General features: G+C 46.5%; 19 protein-coding genes and 1 rRNA gene. 15 read left to right on the top strand and 5 right to left on the bottom strand.

Annotation, left to right across the window (positions count from 1 at the left end; genetic code table 11):
* Positions 1–39: 39 nt before the first annotated feature.
* The 4 genes from recX (at position 40) to CKW00_RS11410 (ending at position 4,308) form a co-directional block, all read left to right on the top strand.
* The gene (gene recX / locus CKW00_RS11425) at positions 40–849 is read left to right on the top strand and encodes a recombination regulator RecX (protein ID WP_095822676.1); all 810 of its coding nucleotides are present in this window, start codon (positions 40–42) and stop codon (positions 847–849) included.
* A 123-nt stretch (positions 850–972) separates the two neighbouring features.
* Positions 973–1,812, top strand: coding sequence for a glucose PTS transporter transcription antiterminator GlcT (gene glcT, locus CKW00_RS11420; RefSeq protein ID WP_095822675.1), 840 nt, complete (start codon positions 973–975; stop codon positions 1,810–1,812).
* A 179-nt stretch (positions 1,813–1,991) separates the two neighbouring features.
* Complete coding sequence (ptsG, locus tag CKW00_RS11415) at positions 1,992–4,025, top strand: glucose-specific PTS transporter subunit IIBC (RefSeq protein WP_095822674.1); 2,034 nt, start codon at positions 1,992–1,994, stop codon at positions 4,023–4,025.
* Positions 4,026–4,041: 16 nt separating this feature from the next.
* Positions 4,042–4,308 carry a phosphocarrier protein HPr gene (locus CKW00_RS11410; protein ID WP_095822673.1) on the top strand — a complete coding sequence of 89 codons (267 nt, stop codon included), beginning with the start codon at positions 4,042–4,044 and terminating at the stop codon, positions 4,306–4,308.
* Positions 4,309–4,594: 286 nt separating this feature from the next.
* Here CKW00_RS11410 and CKW00_RS11405 read toward each other — a convergent pair whose 3' ends face one another.
* Positions 4,595–5,248: an SDR family NAD(P)-dependent oxidoreductase gene (locus tag CKW00_RS11405; protein WP_095822672.1), complete on the bottom strand. Its 654-nt coding sequence runs from the start codon at positions 5,246–5,248 to the stop codon at positions 4,595–4,597.
* 93 nt (positions 5,249–5,341) lie between these two features.
* Between CKW00_RS11405 and CKW00_RS11400 the strand changes: the two genes are divergently transcribed.
* Positions 5,342–5,713, top strand: a complete 372-nt coding sequence (locus tag CKW00_RS11400; protein WP_180962623.1) for a YfhH family protein — start codon at positions 5,342–5,344, stop codon at positions 5,711–5,713.
* The gene (locus CKW00_RS11395) at positions 5,706–5,966 is read left to right on the top strand and encodes a YfhJ family protein (RefSeq protein WP_095822670.1); all 261 of its coding nucleotides are present in this window, start codon (positions 5,706–5,708) and stop codon (positions 5,964–5,966) included. The genes CKW00_RS11400 and CKW00_RS11395 overlap by 8 nt, the downstream gene beginning before the upstream one ends.
* Positions 5,967–5,993: 27 nt before the next feature.
* On the opposite strand, the gene CKW00_RS11390 is transcribed toward CKW00_RS11395, so the two are convergent.
* Positions 5,994–6,989, bottom strand: coding sequence for a metal-dependent hydrolase (locus CKW00_RS11390; RefSeq protein WP_095822669.1), 996 nt, complete (start codon positions 6,987–6,989; stop codon positions 5,994–5,996).
* Between the two features lie 60 nt (positions 6,990–7,049).
* Here CKW00_RS11390 and mutY point away from each other — a divergent pair, with 60 nt between their 5' ends.
* The 4 genes from mutY to CKW00_RS11370 all read left to right on the top strand — a co-directional run bounded on the left by mutY (position 7,050) and on the right by CKW00_RS11370 (position 11,871).
* Positions 7,050–8,114, top strand: coding sequence for an A/G-specific adenine glycosylase (gene mutY / locus CKW00_RS11385; RefSeq protein WP_095822668.1), 1,065 nt, complete (start codon positions 7,050–7,052; stop codon positions 8,112–8,114).
* A 197-nt stretch (positions 8,115–8,311) separates the two neighbouring features.
* Positions 8,312–8,839, top strand: coding sequence for a nucleoside tri-diphosphate phosphatase (gene ntdP, locus CKW00_RS11380; protein WP_008588516.1), 528 nt, complete (start codon positions 8,312–8,314; stop codon positions 8,837–8,839).
* A 66-nt stretch (positions 8,840–8,905) separates the two neighbouring features.
* Positions 8,906–10,666, top strand: coding sequence for an ABC transporter ATP-binding protein (locus tag CKW00_RS11375; RefSeq protein ID WP_095822667.1), 1,761 nt, complete (start codon positions 8,906–8,908; stop codon positions 10,664–10,666).
* Between the two features lie 116 nt (positions 10,667–10,782).
* Positions 10,783–11,871, top strand: a complete 1,089-nt coding sequence (locus CKW00_RS11370) for a putative bifunctional diguanylate cyclase/phosphodiesterase (RefSeq protein WP_095822666.1) — start codon at positions 10,783–10,785, stop codon at positions 11,869–11,871.
* A gap of 53 nt (positions 11,872–11,924) precedes the next feature.
* Here the strand turns inward: CKW00_RS11370 and CKW00_RS11365 are convergent, their stop codons facing one another.
* Positions 11,925–12,992 carry an FUSC family protein gene (locus tag CKW00_RS11365; protein ID WP_095822665.1) on the bottom strand — a complete coding sequence of 356 codons (1,068 nt, stop codon included), beginning with the start codon at positions 12,990–12,992 and terminating at the stop codon, positions 11,925–11,927.
* A 125-nt stretch (positions 12,993–13,117) separates the two neighbouring features.
* Positions 13,118–14,470, bottom strand: coding sequence for a glutamate-1-semialdehyde 2,1-aminomutase (locus tag CKW00_RS11360; protein ID WP_408640533.1), 1,353 nt, complete (start codon positions 14,468–14,470; stop codon positions 13,118–13,120).
* 128 nt (positions 14,471–14,598) lie between these two features.
* On the opposite strand from CKW00_RS11360, the gene bcp reads away from it, so the two are divergent.
* From bcp to perR, 4 genes are all read left to right on the top strand, one after another.
* Positions 14,599–15,072: a thioredoxin-dependent thiol peroxidase gene (gene bcp / locus CKW00_RS11355; protein WP_095822663.1), complete on the top strand. Its 474-nt coding sequence runs from the start codon at positions 14,599–14,601 to the stop codon at positions 15,070–15,072.
* 38 nt (positions 15,073–15,110) lie between these two features.
* Positions 15,111–16,061, top strand: a complete 951-nt coding sequence (locus CKW00_RS11350; protein ID WP_095822662.1) for a D-2-hydroxyacid dehydrogenase — start codon at positions 15,111–15,113, stop codon at positions 16,059–16,061.
* A gap of 1 nt (position 16,062) precedes the next feature.
* Positions 16,063–16,620 carry a cob(I)yrinic acid a,c-diamide adenosyltransferase gene (locus tag CKW00_RS11345; protein ID WP_095822661.1) on the top strand — a complete coding sequence of 186 codons (558 nt, stop codon included), beginning with the start codon at positions 16,063–16,065 and terminating at the stop codon, positions 16,618–16,620.
* 108 nt (positions 16,621–16,728) lie between these two features.
* The gene (perR, locus tag CKW00_RS11340) at positions 16,729–17,172 is read left to right on the top strand and encodes a peroxide-responsive transcriptional repressor PerR (protein ID WP_040609129.1); all 444 of its coding nucleotides are present in this window, start codon (positions 16,729–16,731) and stop codon (positions 17,170–17,172) included.
* Positions 17,173–17,310: 138 nt separating this feature from the next.
* On the opposite strand, the gene CKW00_RS11335 is transcribed toward perR, so the two are convergent.
* Complete coding sequence (locus tag CKW00_RS11335; protein ID WP_095822660.1) at positions 17,311–17,673, bottom strand: YgzB family protein; 363 nt, start codon at positions 17,671–17,673, stop codon at positions 17,311–17,313.
* 394 nt (positions 17,674–18,067) lie between these two features.
* On the opposite strand from CKW00_RS11335, the gene CKW00_RS11330 reads away from it, so the two are divergent.
* Positions 18,068–18,170, top strand: a 16S ribosomal RNA gene (locus CKW00_RS11330); the annotation flags it as partial.

The raw sequence follows: 18,170 nt of genomic DNA, 5'->3' as shown, positions 1-18,170 counted from the left end.
ATGCTATGATATGATTACCCTCAGAGAGGAGTCGGTACAATGCCTGTCATCAGTAAAATTTCCGTTCAACAAAAAAATAAAGGACGCTTCAACATCTTCCTGAAACAGAAGGATGAAGAAGTGTTCGGTTTCGGCGTAAGTGAAGACATCCTTATTCAATATAATCTTCACAAAGGGATGGAATTAAACGAAGAAGATATTAAGCAGTTAAAAAATAAAGATGAACTACATAAGTCTTATACCCGTGCTATCCATTATTTAAGCTACCGTATGCGCTCCGAAAAAGAAATGTACGACTATCTTATCGATAAAGAAGTGACAGAAGAAGATGCAAGAGACGTCATCAACCGTCTTTATAAAGAAAATCTGCTGGATGATGAAGCTTTCGCCAAAAGTTACGTTCAGAGTAAAATAGCCACTTCGAGTAAGGGACCCGTCGTTTTAAAACAGGAACTCTCCAAAAAAGGTGTAGCCGAAGACTATGCGGTGAATGCACTTGAACAGTATTCGTTCGAGGACCAGTACGAAAAAGCTATGAAGTTCGGAATGAAAAAAGTGAACGACACTTCAAAGAAATCTTTTCAGCAGAAGCTTCAGACAGCAAAGCAGTCCATGATGCAAAAAGGGTTTACCCAGGATGTAATTCAGGAAGTAGCGGCCCGTCTGGCCGAAGAGAAAGAGGATTCCTCCGAACGTAGGGCACTGGAACTTCAGGGAGAAAAGGCTATCCGTAAATACGAAAAGAAAGCGGAAGGATTTGAACTGAAGCAGAAAGTCATGGCTTCTCTGTATCGCAAAGGTTTCTCCGGAGACCTGATCAGGGAATTTCTCGAGGAAAAAGGATATTGACCGGTTGAGAGCGGGACGTTCCGGCCGGTCCCCCTCTATTCTTTTTCTTGTAAAGTTCGGAGGCAGTCGTTACGATGAATAAGGAGAAATGACTAAGATGAATGAAAAAAATGGGGGATACTTATGGGGAGCCCGGTTACTGTGCAGAAAACATTGAATAATAATGTAGTCATCGCGGATCACCCTGCGTTCAAAGAAGTGATCCTTATAGGGAAAGGTATCGGGTTCAATCGAAAGCCCGGCGACTGTATCGAACCGGAAATCGCCGAGAAGACGTTCCTTCTCAGAGATCCCGAGCAAAAGGAGCAGTACGTTAACCTGATGTCGCACGTGAATGAAGAGCTTATTCCTTTAATGAGTGATATACTTCTGCACGTGGGAGAGAGAATGGAAGAACCTCTGCATGAGCACATTCACGTTGCGCTGACCGACCATCTGGCATTCGCCTTCCACAGGACTCAGCAGGCCCTTGAATTCCAGAACCCTTTCCTTTCAGAAATAGAGACGCTCTATCCGAAAGAATATCAGATTGCCCTGGAAGTCGTTACGATGATTTATGATCGGACCGGCGTCCAATTCCCTGACGGAGAGGTCGGCTTTATTGCCCTGCATATTCATAGTGCGGTAACGGATAAATCGCTACGGGAAATCAATAAGCACAATCAGCTCATCACTCAGCTGATAGCATTCACAGAGGAACAGCTCGAAATAGACATAGACAGAAAGAGTATCGATTATCACAGGTTAGTCCAGCACTTGCACCGGGCCATCCACCGGGTCCATACCGGGGAGTCTACAGGAGAACAGACAAATCTTAATGACATGTTGAAAAGCGAATACCCTTTGTGCTATAATATTGCTTGGAAATTGATTAAAGTAATGCAGCGACAGCTGAATAAAACCGTAGATGAATCCGAAGCCGTCTATTTAACGATTCATCTTTATCGACTCACTCAAAAATAAAGTACGTGTTACTGACACGATCAGGCATAAGTATGAAATGTGAGTAGTTAACGGGATATCTGTATCCTTTTGACTGCTGACGTTCGTACTTATGCCTTTTTTAACGGGTTTTTTGAAAACGGTTCATCTGCGGGATTACGTTTCGGCTGTATTGCATAGTAAAAAAGGAGGAGACAGATATGTTTAAGAATGCATTTGGTACATTGCAAAAAGTCGGTAAATCCCTGATGCTTCCGGTAGCATTACTTCCGGCTGCGGGTATTCTTCTCGCTTTCGGAACAAGCTTTGCCCAGGAGAATTTTACCGATCTCGTCCCGTTGTTTGAACATCCGTGGATCCAGCTGGTTCTTTCACTGATGGAAGAAGCCGGGGGAATAGTTTTTGATAACCTGCCTCTGTTATTCGCGGTCGGGGTAGCTATCGGACTCGCTGGAGGTGACGGGGTAGCAGGGCTCGCTGCCATTATCGGCTACCTGATTATGAACGTCACCATGGGAGTCCTCGGTGATGTAACGTCCGATATGGCCAGTGAAAGCCCGGCGTACGCCGAAGTTCTCGGGATACCGACACTTCAGACCGGAGTCTTTGGCGGTATAATTGTAGGTATATGGGCTTCTTATCTTTATAAAAAGTATTACAACATAGAATTGCCGCAGTTTCTCGGGTTCTTTGCCGGGAAACGGTTCGTACCGATCGTTACTGCCTTTACATCTCTTGCTCTCGGTATTCTGATGTACTTCGTCTGGCCGTACGCTCAATCCGGACTGAACGCATTTTCCCAGTTCATGCTTGAGTCGAACCAGACGCTGGCTGCATTCATTTTCGGAGTTGCGGAACGTTCGCTTATTCCATTCGGACTTCACCATATTTTCTACTCTCCGTTCTGGTTCGAGTTTGGATCTTACACGAACGAGGCTGGGGAAATTATACGAGGAGACCAGACGATCTTCTTCGAGCAACTACGTGAAGGTGTCGAGTTCACGGCAGGGACGTTCATGGTCGGGAAGTTCCCGTTCATGATGTTCGGACTGCCGGCGGCAGCGCTTGCTATTTACCACACGGCACGCCCTGAACGTAAAAAGGTTGTAGGAGGTATCATGTTCTCTGCAGCCCTTACTTCGTTCCTTACCGGTATTACAGAACCGATCGAATTCTCGTTCCTATTCGTAGCACCGCTGTTGTTCGCCATTCACGCGGTGTTCGCAGGATTCTCTTTCATGTTCATGGAAATTCTCGGCGTAAAAATCGGCCAGACATTTTCCGGGGGACTGATAGACTTTATCCTCTTCGGTGTCATCCCTAACCGGACCGACTGGTGGTGGGTGATTATCGTAGGACTTATCTTCTCGGTCGTTTACTACTTCGGTTTCCGCTGGGCTATCCTCAAATTCAACCTGGCCACACCGGGTCGTGAGAAAGAAGGGGAAGACCAGGACGAGGAAACAGGTGAGGTGGACGACAAACCTTACGAAATTCTTCAGGCTATGGGCGGACAGGAAAACATCGAGAACCTCGATGCCTGTATTACGAGACTTCGTGTTTCCGTACACGATAAGAGCAATGTCAATAAAGACCGTCTGAAGAAACTGGGTGCCTCCGGTGTAATGGAAGTCGGAAACAACATTCAGGCTATCTACGGCCCTGTATCTGATTCTCTTCGCGGCCAGATGCAGGACATTATCGATGGCAAAACGCCGCGTAAACAGGAAGAACCAAAACAGGATGCCGCTGTCGATACGGAAATGCATATAACAGAAGACATTGATTTTGTAAGCCCGATGCAAGGGAAACTGTTGCCGTTAACAGACGTTCCGGATCAGGTGTTCTCCGGTAAAATGATGGGAGATGGATTTGCGATCGACCCGGCAGAGGGAACCATCGTTTCTCCGATTAACGGGAAAGTAGTGAACGTCTTCCCTACGAAACACGCATTAGGTCTTGTAACAGAGGACGGAGTGGAAGTACTGATCCACATCGGAATTGATACAGTGAAGTTGAACGGAGAAGGCTTCACCGCCCACGTCGGTGAAGGAGATGAAGTAAAACAGGGTCAGAAACTGATGGAAGTGGATCTGGCTTATCTGAAAGAGCACGCTCCTTCCGTCGTGACACCGGTCATCTTCACGAATCTTAATGAGAATCAGTACGTAGACTTACAGGCTACAGGCGAAATCAGTGCCGAACAGACGAATATTTTAAAGATAAAAGAATAATAAGGAGAGAAATATAATGGAAAAAAGAGATATGAAAGTGACGGCTTCTGAAGGAGTACATGCGAGACCTGCTACCTCTCTCGTACAGGTGGCCGGACAGTACCAATCGGAGGTAAACCTTGAATACAACGGGAAGTCGGTTAACATGAAGTCCATCATGGGGGTGATGTCCCTCGGCATTCCGAGCGGAGCGGAAATCGCCTTTACTGCTGAAGGTTCTGATGAGAAAGAAGCAGTGGAAGCCATCGCTCAAAAAGCGAAAGAAGAAGGGCTTGGCGAGTAACTTACCTGCCGGGAACAGATAAAAGCAGCACGACAAGCAGGAAGCATAGTGCACGCACAAAAACCGGGCTCTTATGTCCGGTTTTTGTCTTTTGCAGTATATAGAGAGCGAAAGAACGTACGAATAAGTCATAAGCCTCTCTTCCTCTCCACCGTGGAGTGTGAAGTACAGAAATAGAAAAAGCGGATGGTATAAACATGCCATCCGCTTTTTCTATTTCACACAGAACATTCAGTTTTTCAGTGTTCCCGTTTTACCTGTATCCTTTCTGCAGAGAGGCGGGCTATTATACCTTTATTTCAGGACGCCGGTCATCCTGTTCGAAGATGATCTTTGCCACCTCTTCCGGGGTTTTTAATTTACCCGGATCGGCTACGTGAGTCGAACCGTCCCAGAAAGGAGTGTTCATTCCGCCCATGTAGACAGCAGTAGCATCAATAGGTTTGTTTTCCCATTCTTTATGCAGACTCTCGGTGAAACCGCGTACAGCAAACTTACTGGCGCAGTAGACGCTTTCATTCACTTTCCCCTTCAATCCGGCTGTAGAGATAATGTTCAGTACACGACCTCCTGAGATTTCCAGCCTGGGCTGCACTGCCTGAGTGAACAGGATGGTTCCTTTTACATTCGTATCGAGCATGGCGTCGATGTCTTCTTCTCCGTAACTCTCCAGTTCCCCGAACAGTCCGATGCCCGCGTTGTTGATGAGCAGGTCCACCTTATCCGTCTGCTTCAGCATTTCTTCGATAGAAGCGGCTTCTGTAACGTCACAGACCACTGACTCCGCTTTTCCTCCCTGCTCTATGATTTCGCGTTTGGTGCTTCTGAGTTTTCCTTCGTTCCGACCGGTGAGGTAAACCATATATCCGGAAGCTGCATACTGTCTGGCCAGAGCTTTTCCCAGGCCGCTTCCTGCTCCTGTAATGATAACGGTATCCATAATGACTTCCTTTCCCTGATAGTTTGTTCTTATTCCTATTGTCTTCTTTAAATGTTAAAATGTAAATGGAAAAAAGTGAAGGAGAGGTTTACCTTGGAACGTCGATACAGTGAATACACGTATGAAGAACTGCGCCGGGAAGTCGGCGAATTGACTGAAAAAGCAAGAAAAGCGGAACAGTTCGGTATGGTGAATGAATACGCTGTGCATCAGCGTAAAATAACTATGGCTCAGGCGTATATGCTGAACCCGAAAGACTTCAAAAAAGGCGAAACGTACGAAATAGAGGGGGATCCTTCCCATACTTTCTATATCGTATATATTAACGGGGTGTTCGCCTGGGGCTTCCGTAAAGACCAGCACGGGAATTACGTGGAGAAAAAAGAAGAAGAACGTATTACGGGAGAACCGGAAGAAGCTCTCCCTATTTCCATGCTCGGAGCCAGGATCGATACCGATGAGTAGCCATCATCACGCTCAGGAAGAGCTTATTAAAGAATTGCAACGGAAGAATGGCAGTCTGTCCGAAGAAGATGCGAGAAAGTGGATCGAACTTCTCTGGGAGGATTTCGAAGCTACCCGGGCGAAAGCGGGAAGGAAATACAGGGGAAGCGAAATGACTGAACAGATTGTAAGGCAGTGGGTGACCCATTACGGAGCACATCTCGATGAATTCATAGCTACCAACCCCAAGTTCAATAAATATTTCGGAGAATAAAAAGAACCACGCTGATAAAAGCGTGGTTCAACTTTCGCCGGGGCTCAGTTTGTCCTGAAGTTTTTCCTCGGAGAACACCCATCCTGTGTAGGAATCAAGAATCTCGAGATCTTCTCCGTGTTCGTCATCGATCTGTACGATAGCCACGAATGGATAGCGTCCATTATGACGATAGCGGAGATCCGTGAATCGAAGCTCGGTATATTCATCGTGATAGTTGATGTCGTAACGATATACCGGAGAGAAAGATAGAAAAGCTTTGATATTATGGTCTTCAAGTGCTTTTTCGACTATCGGATCCCGTGTGTTGATCGGTTTATTGACGAATTCATCGAGAATCGTTATTTGTCCGTTTTCGGCATGGCCTACATAGTACCTCGACGGGGTAGTGATCACGATTCTCCAGATGTTCTGTTTGATGGTCGGAAAAGTTACAATCTGTTCGATATCCTCGAAGTTCTCTTCAATAAGCTTCACCATCTCCCGTTTATCGAAGTAACGTTTAACGTAGTAGAGAGCAAGGATGAAATAGATGATGAGCCATAGATAGGCAGGGTTTGCTCCTGCTACCCAGGCGACGATGCCGGCTACGTGAAAATAGAAAATGTACGGATCGAATGTATTGATGAAGCCGTAGGCGACCCACCTTCTGGTGAAGGGGCGGTAAGCCTGGGTCCCGTACGCGTTGAACACATCGACGAAGACGTGGAATATGACTGCCAGAAAGGTCCACATCCAAAGGTGAAGGGTGTTCACCTCCGGGTAAAACAGGTGAAGGATTCCCGTGAGCAGCAGCCCCCACAGTACGACGGCAGGCATCGAATGGGTGATGCCCCGGTGGTTTCTGATATATTTTGCGTTATTTTTAAGTTTCAAAACAGTATCGAAGTCAGGGGCCTGGGAACCTGCGAGGGTGCCTATAAGGACAGCCTGGCCAAGAGCCGGGTCTTCGGCGACGACAGGGTCGATGGTGGCAAGCCCCCCGAGTGCTATTCCCATGACTACGTGCGTAGCTGTATCCATGTGTATTCCCCCTTTTCCCGGTTCTCTGAATGTATAATGTATCATGAAGGAAGTGTTAATTTGAAGAGAGAAGAGTTGGCCCTGGAGATAGTCAAAGACTTTCCGGCAGAAGATTTCCGGCAAAATTTGATTGACTGGTTCAAAAAAGAACAGCGCACCCTTCCGTGGCGGGAAAACCAGGACCCTTACCGTGTATGGGTCTCAGAGATTATGCTCCAGCAGACGAAAGTGGAAACGGTGATCCCTTATTATGAAAATTTTCTCCGCCAGTTCCCTACGCTGGAAGACCTGGCCTCCGCAGACGAGCAGGAAGTATTAAAAGCCTGGGAGGGTCTAGGTTACTATTCCCGTGCACGAAATTTGCAAACTGCGGTAAAAGAGGTAGTGGCGGAGTACGACTCCAAAGTACCGGATACAGTGCGGGAAATCGGTTCTCTCAAAGGGGTGGGGCCGTACACGCAAGGGGCGATCCTCAGTATCGCTTACGACCTCCCGGTACCGGCCGTGGACGGGAATGTTATGAGAGTATTATCCCGGATTCTTCTGGTAGACGAAGATATAGCGAAACAGTCGACGAGGAAACTGTTTGAAGAGCTGGTCTCCTCCCTTATTTCATCCGAAGACCCGAGCTCTTTCAATCAGGGTTTGATGGAACTGGGGGCTATCGTGTGTACCCCGAAATCCCCCTCCTGCCTTTTGTGTCCGGTTCAGGATCACTGTCGCGCTTTTCATAAGGGAATTGAAAATGAATTGCCGGTGAAGTCCTCCAAGAAGACACAAAAAACGATTCGCTATCGCACGTACATAGCAGAAAACGAGCACGGGGAAATACTTATAGAAAAACGGCCCGGTAAAGGACTTTTGGCTAATTTGTGGCAATACCCGATGGTCCTGGAGGAGGAAGCGGAGAAAGGCCGGCTTGAAGGTTTGAAAATCGAAGAAAAAGGGATGGTCGATCGGATTAAGCACACCTTTTCCCATCTCATCTGGGAAATGGAAGTGCACCGCGTGAAAGTCATCTCCGGGACGTTTAACGGAGAACAGGGGAAATTCGTGACGAAAAATGAACTTACTGTCTATCCGTTCCCGGTCTCCCACCAGAAAATCCATCCTTACGTCCGGTGAAAAAACGTGGAAAACAAAGGGCGTGAGGACAGGCGGGAGAAGTCATCCACCGGCGGAATTGAAGAGGAAGAAAAGCAAATTCCGGGCGGAGAAGGCTGATTTTCATTCAGGTAAATGAAGTGAAATGTTTTCAATTGGGAGGTATCCCCGTTATAATTGGTAGAAGTGAACGCAGTTAAGAAAGGGGTGGAATTCGTATGTCCAGCCCATCGCCTGGCAAGCGAATCAAAATTCAAAGTTATAAACACAATGGAAAACTGCACAGAATCTGGAACAGTACTACGATTTTAAAAGGGACGGAGACTGTACTGATCGGTGCGAACGACCGTACGACCGTAACGGAAAGTGACGGGAGATCGTGGATGACAAGGGAACCGGCGATCTGTTACTTTCATACGAAATACTGGTTCAATGTCATCGGGATGTTGAGGGCAGACGGAGTACATTATTACTGTAACATCAGCTCTCCTTTTATTTACGAAGACGAAATGATCAAGTATATCGATTACGATCTGGATGTTAAAGTCTTCCCCGATATGACTTATAAACTGCTGGACGAAGACGAATATAAACTTCACCGCAGACAGATGAACTACCCGCACGTTCTTGACCGGATTCTATATAACAATGTGGATATTCTGGTCCGCTGGATACATCAGCGTAAAGGCCCTTTTGCTCCGGAATTTATAGATCAGTGGTACGAACGGTATTTAACTTATAGGTAGATTGGGAAGAGCGCACTTTAATAGTGCGCTCACTTATTTTGATAGTAGAAAGAAGGTACATTCTGTATGGATACCATCAAGAGGTATATGTATTTTGTAACTCCATATAAATGGAAAATCGTCTTTACGATTATGATCGGCGTCGTTAAATTCGGGATTCCTTTACTGCTGCCGCTCATTTCGAAGTACGTAATCGACAACATCATCGGAAGTGAATCCATGGCCCAGTCCGAAAAAGTGGATCAGCTTCTCTGGATTATCGGAGGGGCCCTGTTCCTCTTCGTCGTAGTTCGACCACCGGTGGAATATTTACGTCAGTACTATGCTCAGTGGATCGGCAGTAATATTTTATATGATATCCGTGACTATTTATTCGATCACATTCAGCGGCTGAGTCTCAGATATTACTCGAAGACAAAATCGGGAGAGATCATTTCCCGGGTAATACACGACGTGGAGCAGACGAAAAACTTTGTAATTACAGGACTCATGAACATATGGCTTGATATGGTAACGATTCTCATTGCCGTAATCATCATGCTTACGATGAACGTATGGCTGACGCTTGTAGCCATAGCTCTGTTTCCTCTGTACGGGTTCGCCGTGAAATATTTTTATTCACGATTACGCACTCTTACCCGTGAGCGGTCCCAGGCCCTTGCTGAAGTCCAGGGACACTTGCACGAGCGGGTGCAGGGAGTACCGGTCACCCGGAGTTTCGCTCTTGAGGACTACGAACAGGAACAGTTCGATGAGAAGAACTCCAACTTCCTGACTAAGGCGATCCGACATACGAACTGGAACGCTTATACGTATTCCGTGACGTTCACGATTACGGACCTTGCTCCCCTTCTTCTTATAGGGGTGGCAGGTTATCTCGTAATCGGCGGTTCCGTCACCGTGGGTACGATGGTGGCATTTGTCGGTTATATGGATCAGGTTTACGGACCGCTCCGGCGACTTGTGAACTCAGCTACCGTTCTGACACAGTCCATCGCTTCCATGGACCGGGTCTTTGAGTTCATCGACGAACCTTACGATATCAAAGACAAAAAAGGTGCCCGGAAATTGTCGGCCCTGGACGGTAAAGTGACGTTCGACAACGTCTCTTTCAGTTACGAACAGGAAGAAGAGGAAGTTCTGAAGAATGTCACTCTTCATGTCGACCAGGGAGAGACGATTGCCCTCGTAGGAATGAGCGGGGGAGGGAAATCGACCCTCATCAGTCTGATTCCCCGCTTCTATGATGTAACCGGCGGCCGTATTCTGGTAGACGATACGGACGTCAGGGACGTAGAAGTCCGTTCGTTAAGGGATCAGATAGGTATGGTTCTTCAGGACAACACTTTATTCAGTGAATCGGTAGCCATGAATATTAAGATGGGGAATCCGGATGCGACAGATGAACAAATGATGGAAGCGGCCCGTGCAGCCAACGCACATGAATTCATTACCGGGCTTCCGTACGGGTACGAGACCCTGGTCGGAGAGAGAGGCGTCAAGCTCTCCGGCGGACAAAAACAGCGGATAGCCATTGCCAGGGTGTTCCTGAAGAATCCTTCTCTTCTCATCCTGGACGAAGCTACTTCCGCACTGGATCTTGAAAGCGAGAGTCTGATTCAGTCTGCACTGGAACGACTGGCTTCGGAACGCACCACTTTTATCGTTGCCCACCGGCTTTCCACGATTACCCACGCCGACCGCATAGTACTGATCGAAAACGGTCATATTGTGGAGAGTGGCAGACACGACGAACTTATGGCCAAAAGAGGTCACTATTACAATCTTTATCAGGTTCAGGAACTGGACGATGTGCCATTATCTTGAAGAACGGATACCAGCCTGCAAAACTTCGGTTTTGCAGGCTTTTTTGTATATAATCTCCGGTCTTTATACCACCTGACCTCAGGAATACCACTCTTTCACTCGTTTTATCTTTACGTTTGAAAACACTTCTCCCTTCAGAGGCTATACTTTCGAGAAACAGCGGGGATGAATTTATTATCGTGTATCCGGAAGCCACTTCTTACCAGGTAAGCAGCTTTACGAGGAACATTGCACAGGCGCTTGGAAGTCCGTTCTTATTAAGAGAGTTTAAATTTTACACTTCTCTTGCCATAGGGGTCAGTACATACCCGGAAGACGGGGAAACGGCGGATGAACTGATTAAAAATGCCGATACGGCAATGTATCAGGCTAAGAAAAAAGGCGATAATATCGCGTGCTTTTTCACGGAATCGATGAATGAAGAGGTTTCCAGGAAGACGCTTCTGGAAATCGGGTTGCAACAGGCTTATGAAAGTGGGGAACTGACTCTTTATTATCAGCCTCAGGTGAATACGAATACGGGTGAAGTCATCGGGATGGAAGCTTTGCTCAGGTGGGAACACTCTGAACTTGGAAGAATTTCACCGGCGGAATTCATACCTCTTGCAGAAGAATCGAAGTTGATCATCCCTATCGGGGAATGGGTACTCAAAGAGGCTTGTAAACAGTTCAGGGAGTGGATGGACGAAGGGTACGAACTCGGGCACGTTGCGGTGAATATTTCGTCGGTGCAGTTTCAGAATCGCGAATTACCCGAAGTCATCGGGAAGATACTGGAAGAAACGCAGCTGCCGCCCGAGTATGTGGAGCTTGAGATTACCGAGAGTGTCGTACAGAATACGAAAGAGGCCATCCCTATTATGAAAGAACTGAAACAGATGGGTGTAAAGCTTTCGCTGGATGACTTCGGCACCGGTTACTCCTCCCTGAAGTATTTGAAAGATTTTCCTCTGGATACTTTGAAGATAGACAAATCGTTCATTCAGACAGTACACAAAAGTGAAAAAGACCAGGCGGTTATCGATACTATCATCAAAATGGGGAATCGTTTAGCTTTGAACGTAATAGCGGAAGGTGTGGAGACCTCAGGGCAACTGGACTACCTGAAGGAGCGGCAATGTCTGTATTATCAGGGCTTTCTGTTCAGTAAACCGATTTCCAAGGAAGAGGTACAGAGACTTTTATTTAAAGGAAGAGTCAGCTGAGGGTGTCAGGAATGTATGAGCATTAATAAAAGGAAGCCCGCGGGCTTCCTTTTTTATTTTAGTCCTGTCTGGATGTATTCATTCTGGGAGTTTTTCTGATAGCTTTTCAGTAATCGCTTCAGTTTCTCCAGCTGATAGTGATACTCCATCAATTGAGATGCCAGGGGAAGGAAAATGAGTCTGTCTTTGTCGTATCCGTGTTCATATTCGTTCATGAGACGATCGACAATCAGTGGAATATCAGGCGTTTCCACCCGGCGAAGCGCCTGCTTATGTGTCTGCTTAATTCTGCCTTTCAGGCTCAGAATCAGTTTTTCATGGGCATTGACGAGTTTGTCGAGTTCATTGACGAGGGCATCCTGAAAATCTTCGGGTATGTGCTCGATCTTATTTTCCAGCCGATGAAAAGCCTTCAGGACGTCGAAGGACTTCTTCGTAGTTGTAATCAGCTGGCGGAATACGACAAGTTTCCGGCCTTTGGCAAAGCCTTTTCCTTTTAAATAAGTTCTTTCTTCGGAATAAAGAAGGTACGTGTGATCCAGCCTTCTTATTTCATCCTGAATACGCGTAGTTTCATATTTAAGTGCAGGTTCGTCGGATAACTTTCTCGTTGTTACTCTGATCCACTGTAAAATGTCACGGGTGGACTCGTCGATTCCTGCGAACAGTTTCGTCTCGTATTTAGGAGGAAGGAAAACCAGGTTTATAATGAAAGCCGTAAAAATCCCGAAAAACATCGAAGCGATTCGCGAAGCCGCGAAAGGCAGGAATGTCAGATCTGTCGAATCCATCAGAGCTACAACGGCCACAACCGCAAGAGAAACCGTGTTTTCGTTCATTTTCATTCCCGTAGTGATCCCGATCGAAACGATAATGGCGAACGCTACGACGAACGGGTCGTTACCGAGCGTGAAAACGGTCAGAACTGCGATCATTGCCCCGATCAGATTACCCTGGACCTGCTCGATGATGGACTGATAAGAACGAAAAATAGAAGGCTGCAGTGAAAATATTACGGCAATAGCTGCAAGTAAAGGTGAGAGAAAGTCGAACATGTTTCCTACATATAAGGCTATGGCCACAGCCAGCCCGGTTTTGACCATTCTTGCTCCCAGTTTCAAGTCACATCATCCTTTAGTTTGAAAAATAAGCATCAGGGCATGATCGAACAAGGGCTGCCCTGAACGCGGAGGAAAACAATTTAACAATCTTTCTTCATTGTAAATGCTATCGCTTCGTTTGACGATTAATTATCACTATTTTCTTCTGCCATTTCTGCGAACGTGCTGTCGACAGCTTCCAGAGTTATGCGAATGTCCTCTTCTGTATGGGCAGTGGTTAAAAACCATGCTTCAAACTTGGAAGGAGCCAGGTTTATACCTTTTTCGAGCATGCTGTGGAAAAATGCAGCGAATTTTTCGCCGTCGGTATTTTCGGCATCATCATAATTTTCTACAGGGTGGTCTGTAAAATATACGGTTAATGCCCCTCCGAGCCTGTTAATCTGTACAGGTATACCGTGAGAGGAAGCCCGCTCCGCAATACCCTTTTCGAGCTGCGTCCCCAGTTTGTCGAGATGATCATAGACGCCCGGTTTTTCCAGCACTTCGAGGCAGGCGATGCCCGCTGCCATGGAAGCGGGATTTCCGGCCATCGTACCGGCCTGGTAAGCGGGGCCGAGCGGAGCTACCTGTTCCATAATATCGACGCGCCCCCCGTAGGCACCGATAGGGAGTCCACCACCGATGATTTTCCCCATTGCGGTCATGTCAGGCTCCACCCCTACAAGATTTTGTGCACTTCCGTAGTTGAAACGGAACGCGGTGATCACCTCATCATAGATTACGAGTCCTCCTGCTTCGTGAGTGAGATCGTTCACCTGCTCAAGGAACCCTTCTTTCGGAGTGACGATTCCGAAGTTACCGACGATCGGTTCCACAAGTACGGCTGCGATTTCGTCACCGAACCGGCTCAGTGCTTCCTTCAGCGGGGCGATCTCGTTGAACGGAACGGTAATGACGTCTTCGGCTATAGAGGCCGGAATCCCTGCTGAATCGGGAGTGCCGAGTGTCGCCGGTCCCGAGCCTGCTGCTACGAGCACAAGGTCGGAGTGGCCGTGATAACATCCTGAGAATTTTATGATTTTATTTCTTCCGGTGTAAGCACGGGCTACCCGGATAGTGGTCATTACTGCTTCTGTACCTGAGTTTACGAATCTGACTTTATCAAGGGAGGGGATGGCACTCTTGATCTTTTTCGCAAATTCATTTTCGAGGGAAGTAGGCGTACCGTATAAAACACCGGTTTCTGCGGCAGTTTTAATGGCACTGGTTATATGCGGATGGGCGTGCCCGGTGATAATAGGGCCGTAAGCACCAAGAAAATCAATATACTCATTATCATCCACATCTGTAAAACGTGACCCTTCCCCTTTTTTCATGTAAACAGGTGTGCCGCCGCCCACCCCTTTGTAGGCGCGGGAAGGGGAATTGACTCCTCCGACGATATGTTCTTCTGCTTCTTTGAATAACGTTTCTGACGTATGTATATCCAAATATATTACCTCCATTCTTCGGTTTTTCTTTAAGTAGTTTATCATATGGAGACAGATAAGAGCGATCATGAGAGGTATAAGTGGAAGATAGATGATAATTTAGAAATATTGGAAGTTTTTGATACTTTCCTTTAAAGTAGAAAGTAAGATAATAAGGTGAAGGAGGAATCATAATGAATTTAGAAAAAGGTGTTCAGGCGCCCGGGTTCACACTTCCCGCAAACAATGGAAAAGAAGTGTCCCTGAAAGATTACGCAGGAAAGAATGTCGTACTTTATTTTTACCCGAAAGATATGACTCCCGGGTGTACCAGTGAAGCCTGTGATTTCCGTGACAATCACCGGAGCTTTGAAGAACTTGATACCGTGATCCTCGGTGTGAGCGCGGACCCCGTGGACTCCCACGAGAAGTTCATAGACAAATATGATCTTCCGTTTCTGCTTCTGGCCGATGAGAACTTTGAGGTTGCCGAAAAATACGGGGCTCTTAAAGTGCAGGGGAGCGCAGGTGACGAAAAATACGGAATGGAACGTTCCACGTTTATCATCGATAAAGATGGTGTTCTGCAGGAAGAATTCCGGCAGGTTAAAGTGGAAGGTCATGTGGAAGAAGCTTTGAGCTACGTTAAAGAAAATCTGGAATCTTAATTTCAGACCCGTGTTCAGGAAGAAGGAGGAAACAGACAATGAAGGTGCTTTCGGTTTTGAAAAACGTTCCCGAAAATCTGCAGCAGTGGCTTGATGAAAAGTATCCCTCCCTCGAATTCAGATACTGCCATGGTATGAAAGAGGGAGAATCTTTTCTGGAAGAGGCGGATGTTCTCGTTACATACGGAGAAGATCTCGATGAGAAGAAGATAGAGAAGGCGGTAAATCTGAAATGGATCATGGTGATGTCTGCCGGTATGGACCGGATGCCTTTCGAAGCCATCCGGGAAAGAGGGATTCTTGTAACGAACGTAAGAGGTATCCACGCTCAGCCTATGGCTGAATATGCAATAGGTATGTTTTTACAGAATGCGAAACGTATGAAGGAACTTCATCTGCAGGAGAAGGAGTCCAGGTGGAATAGAAGGCTTGATTTTCAGGAATTGAATGGTCACACTATGACTCTTCTTGGTACAGGGGCTATCGCTTCTGAAACTGCACGTCTCGCTAAATGCTTTAATATGAAAACTGTAGGAGTATCGAGATCCGGAGAGGCGAAGAAGCATTTTGACGAAGTGTTTCGTATAGATCAGCTTACGGAAGCTCTGGAAACGGGGGACTATGTAACTGCCGTTCTCCCGAGCACTGAAGAGACGCGGGGACTGCTCCGGAAAGAACATTTCGAAGCGATGCCTGCCCATGCCGTTTTCCTTAATATGGGGAGAGGAGAGCTGGTTTCCACGGACGTTCTTCTCGAGGCTGTGCAGGAAGGGCTCATTTCTCATGCCATTCTCGATGTGATGGAAGAGGAACCGCTTCCTGAGGAGCATGCTCTCTGGAGAGAAGAGAATATTACAGTCACTCCGCATATCTCGGGGATCACCTCCCGCTATTTACCGAGAGGGTTTGAAATTTTTGACAGAAACATTAAAGCATACATTGAAAATGAGATGATGGAAAACGTGATTGATTTAGAAAGGGGTTATTGAGATGAGGATTTATACAAGGTCCGGTGACAAAGGTAAAACTTCACTTATACACGGGGACAGGGTGCCGAAAAGTCATCAACGGGTGGAAGCTTACGGCACGTGTGATGAAGCGAATTCCGTAATTGGAGTCGCCATCAGTTATTTAAGGAAAGAGGATTTCACCGGCAGAGATAAAATGCTTGAAGAGATGAACAGAATTCAGACCATCCTTTTTCATGTCGGTGCAGAACTTGCGACGCCGAAGGGGAAAGAAGTTTTCTGGCAGCTGAAAAAAGAACACGTCAGTGAGCTGGAGGCGCTCATCGATCAGTGGGACGAGGATCTTCCTGATTTGAAGAACTTCATTCTTCCTACAGGAGTGGAAGCGGCTGCCCATCTTCACATGGCCCGTACTGTCGTACGTCGTGCAGAAAGATATGCTTCCGCGCTTGAAGAGGAACTCAATAATCCGCTTGCTGTCAGTTACTTGAACAGGCTGTCGGATTTACTGTTCGTGGCAGCGAGATATGTCAACCATACGCTCGAAGGGACAGAAACTAACCTGGACCCTGATGTATAAGGAAAAAGCAAAAGATTGACAGGGGGAGAGGAACAGAGTTACACTATTTATAAAGATTATTATTTGATAATTTTATAGTTAGTTATTTCTGTTTAGAAAGCGAGGTGCATGACGGTGTCTGATTATAGACTTCAAGGTGCGATTGATACATTGAAAGAGTCAGGAGTTCGTATTACCCCTCAGCGTCATGCGGTACTTGAGTTCCTCGTCCAGTCGATGAGCCATCCTACTGCTGATGATATATATAAGGCATTGGAACACAAGTTTCCAAACATGAGCGTAGCCACTGTCTACAACAACCTTCGTGTCCTCAAGGAGATCGGACTTGTGAGGGAGCTTACTTACGGAGATTCTTCGAGCCGGTTCGATTGTAATACTACGGATCACTACCATGCTATTTGCGAGTCGTGTGGTAAAATCGTGGACTTTCATTATCCAAGCCTGGATGAGGTGGAATCGCTGGCGGAACAGGTGACCGGTTTCAATGTAAGTCACCACCGCATGGAAGTATACGGGACGTGTCCCGAGTGCCGGGCGCAGACAGCTCATTAGGATCTTCTTTGGCAGCAAAGAGGATCTTTTTTTATACAGCGATCATTATTGATAACCACAAAAAAGCTCCCGGCAGTGTCGTATAAACACCACCGGAAGCTTTTTTGGTTTTTCTTAATGAGATCCGTTCCTGAGTGATCACTGTTCGGTTTTCTTTTTCTTCGAATTGTAACTTTCGTCGAACTCTTCACCTTCAAGTTCAGGATCCATAGTCAGCGGCTGGTCACAGTGCATGCAGGCATCGACACGTCCGAGCATCTTTGTCTGTTTCCCGCAGGAGGGGCAGATGATGGGGACAGCCTTCGTGGAAATCATGCCTATCCAGAAATACACTAACGTGCTGAAAAGAATAGCGATCATTCCCAGTATCATGGCTATTACCATCAACCAGGCTATGTCTTTGAAGAGAAGACCGACGTACATGATAGCGAAACCGATGAAAATCAATGATAAAGCGAACGTACGGATTTTATTTATTTTGTTGCTGTATTTCAGTGCCATGAAATCACCTTCTTTCTATATGAATTATTGTATCACAGGAGAGAGACTTCATAGAAAGAGAAAGGCAACTGTTATAAAAACGTCAATCTTTCAAAAAGGTTGTTTTAAAGCAGGACAGGCAGGTCGGAGAAAATAAAATAAAAAATCGTGGAAAATCATTGACGTTTGTAATCAGCTCGTGATACATTATTAATCGTCGCGTTAAGGAAAGCACATCGCGAAGAGCAACAAAAACAATAAATCATATTTGATTATTGACGAATGTCAGCAGATGTGATATATTAATTAAGTCGCTGTTTTGAGGCGACATTGTAATGGATCTTTGAAAACTGAACAATGTTTTATGCCATGCGTCAATTTTTTGAACGAATTATGATTGAGCTAATCAATCTCTTTTATGGAGAGTTTGATCCTGGCTCAGGACGAACGCTGGCGGCGTGCCTAATACATGCAAGTCGAGCGCGGGAAGCGAGCTGAAGCCCTTCGGGGCGGACGCT

Origin of the sequence: Salimicrobium humidisoli (assembly GCF_002295105.1) — a bacterium.
In the GTDB taxonomy this organism is placed as follows: domain Bacteria; phylum Bacillota; class Bacilli; order Bacillales; family Halobacillaceae; genus Salimicrobium; species Salimicrobium humidisoli.
This window is presented reverse-complemented; position numbering and strand designations above follow the sequence as displayed.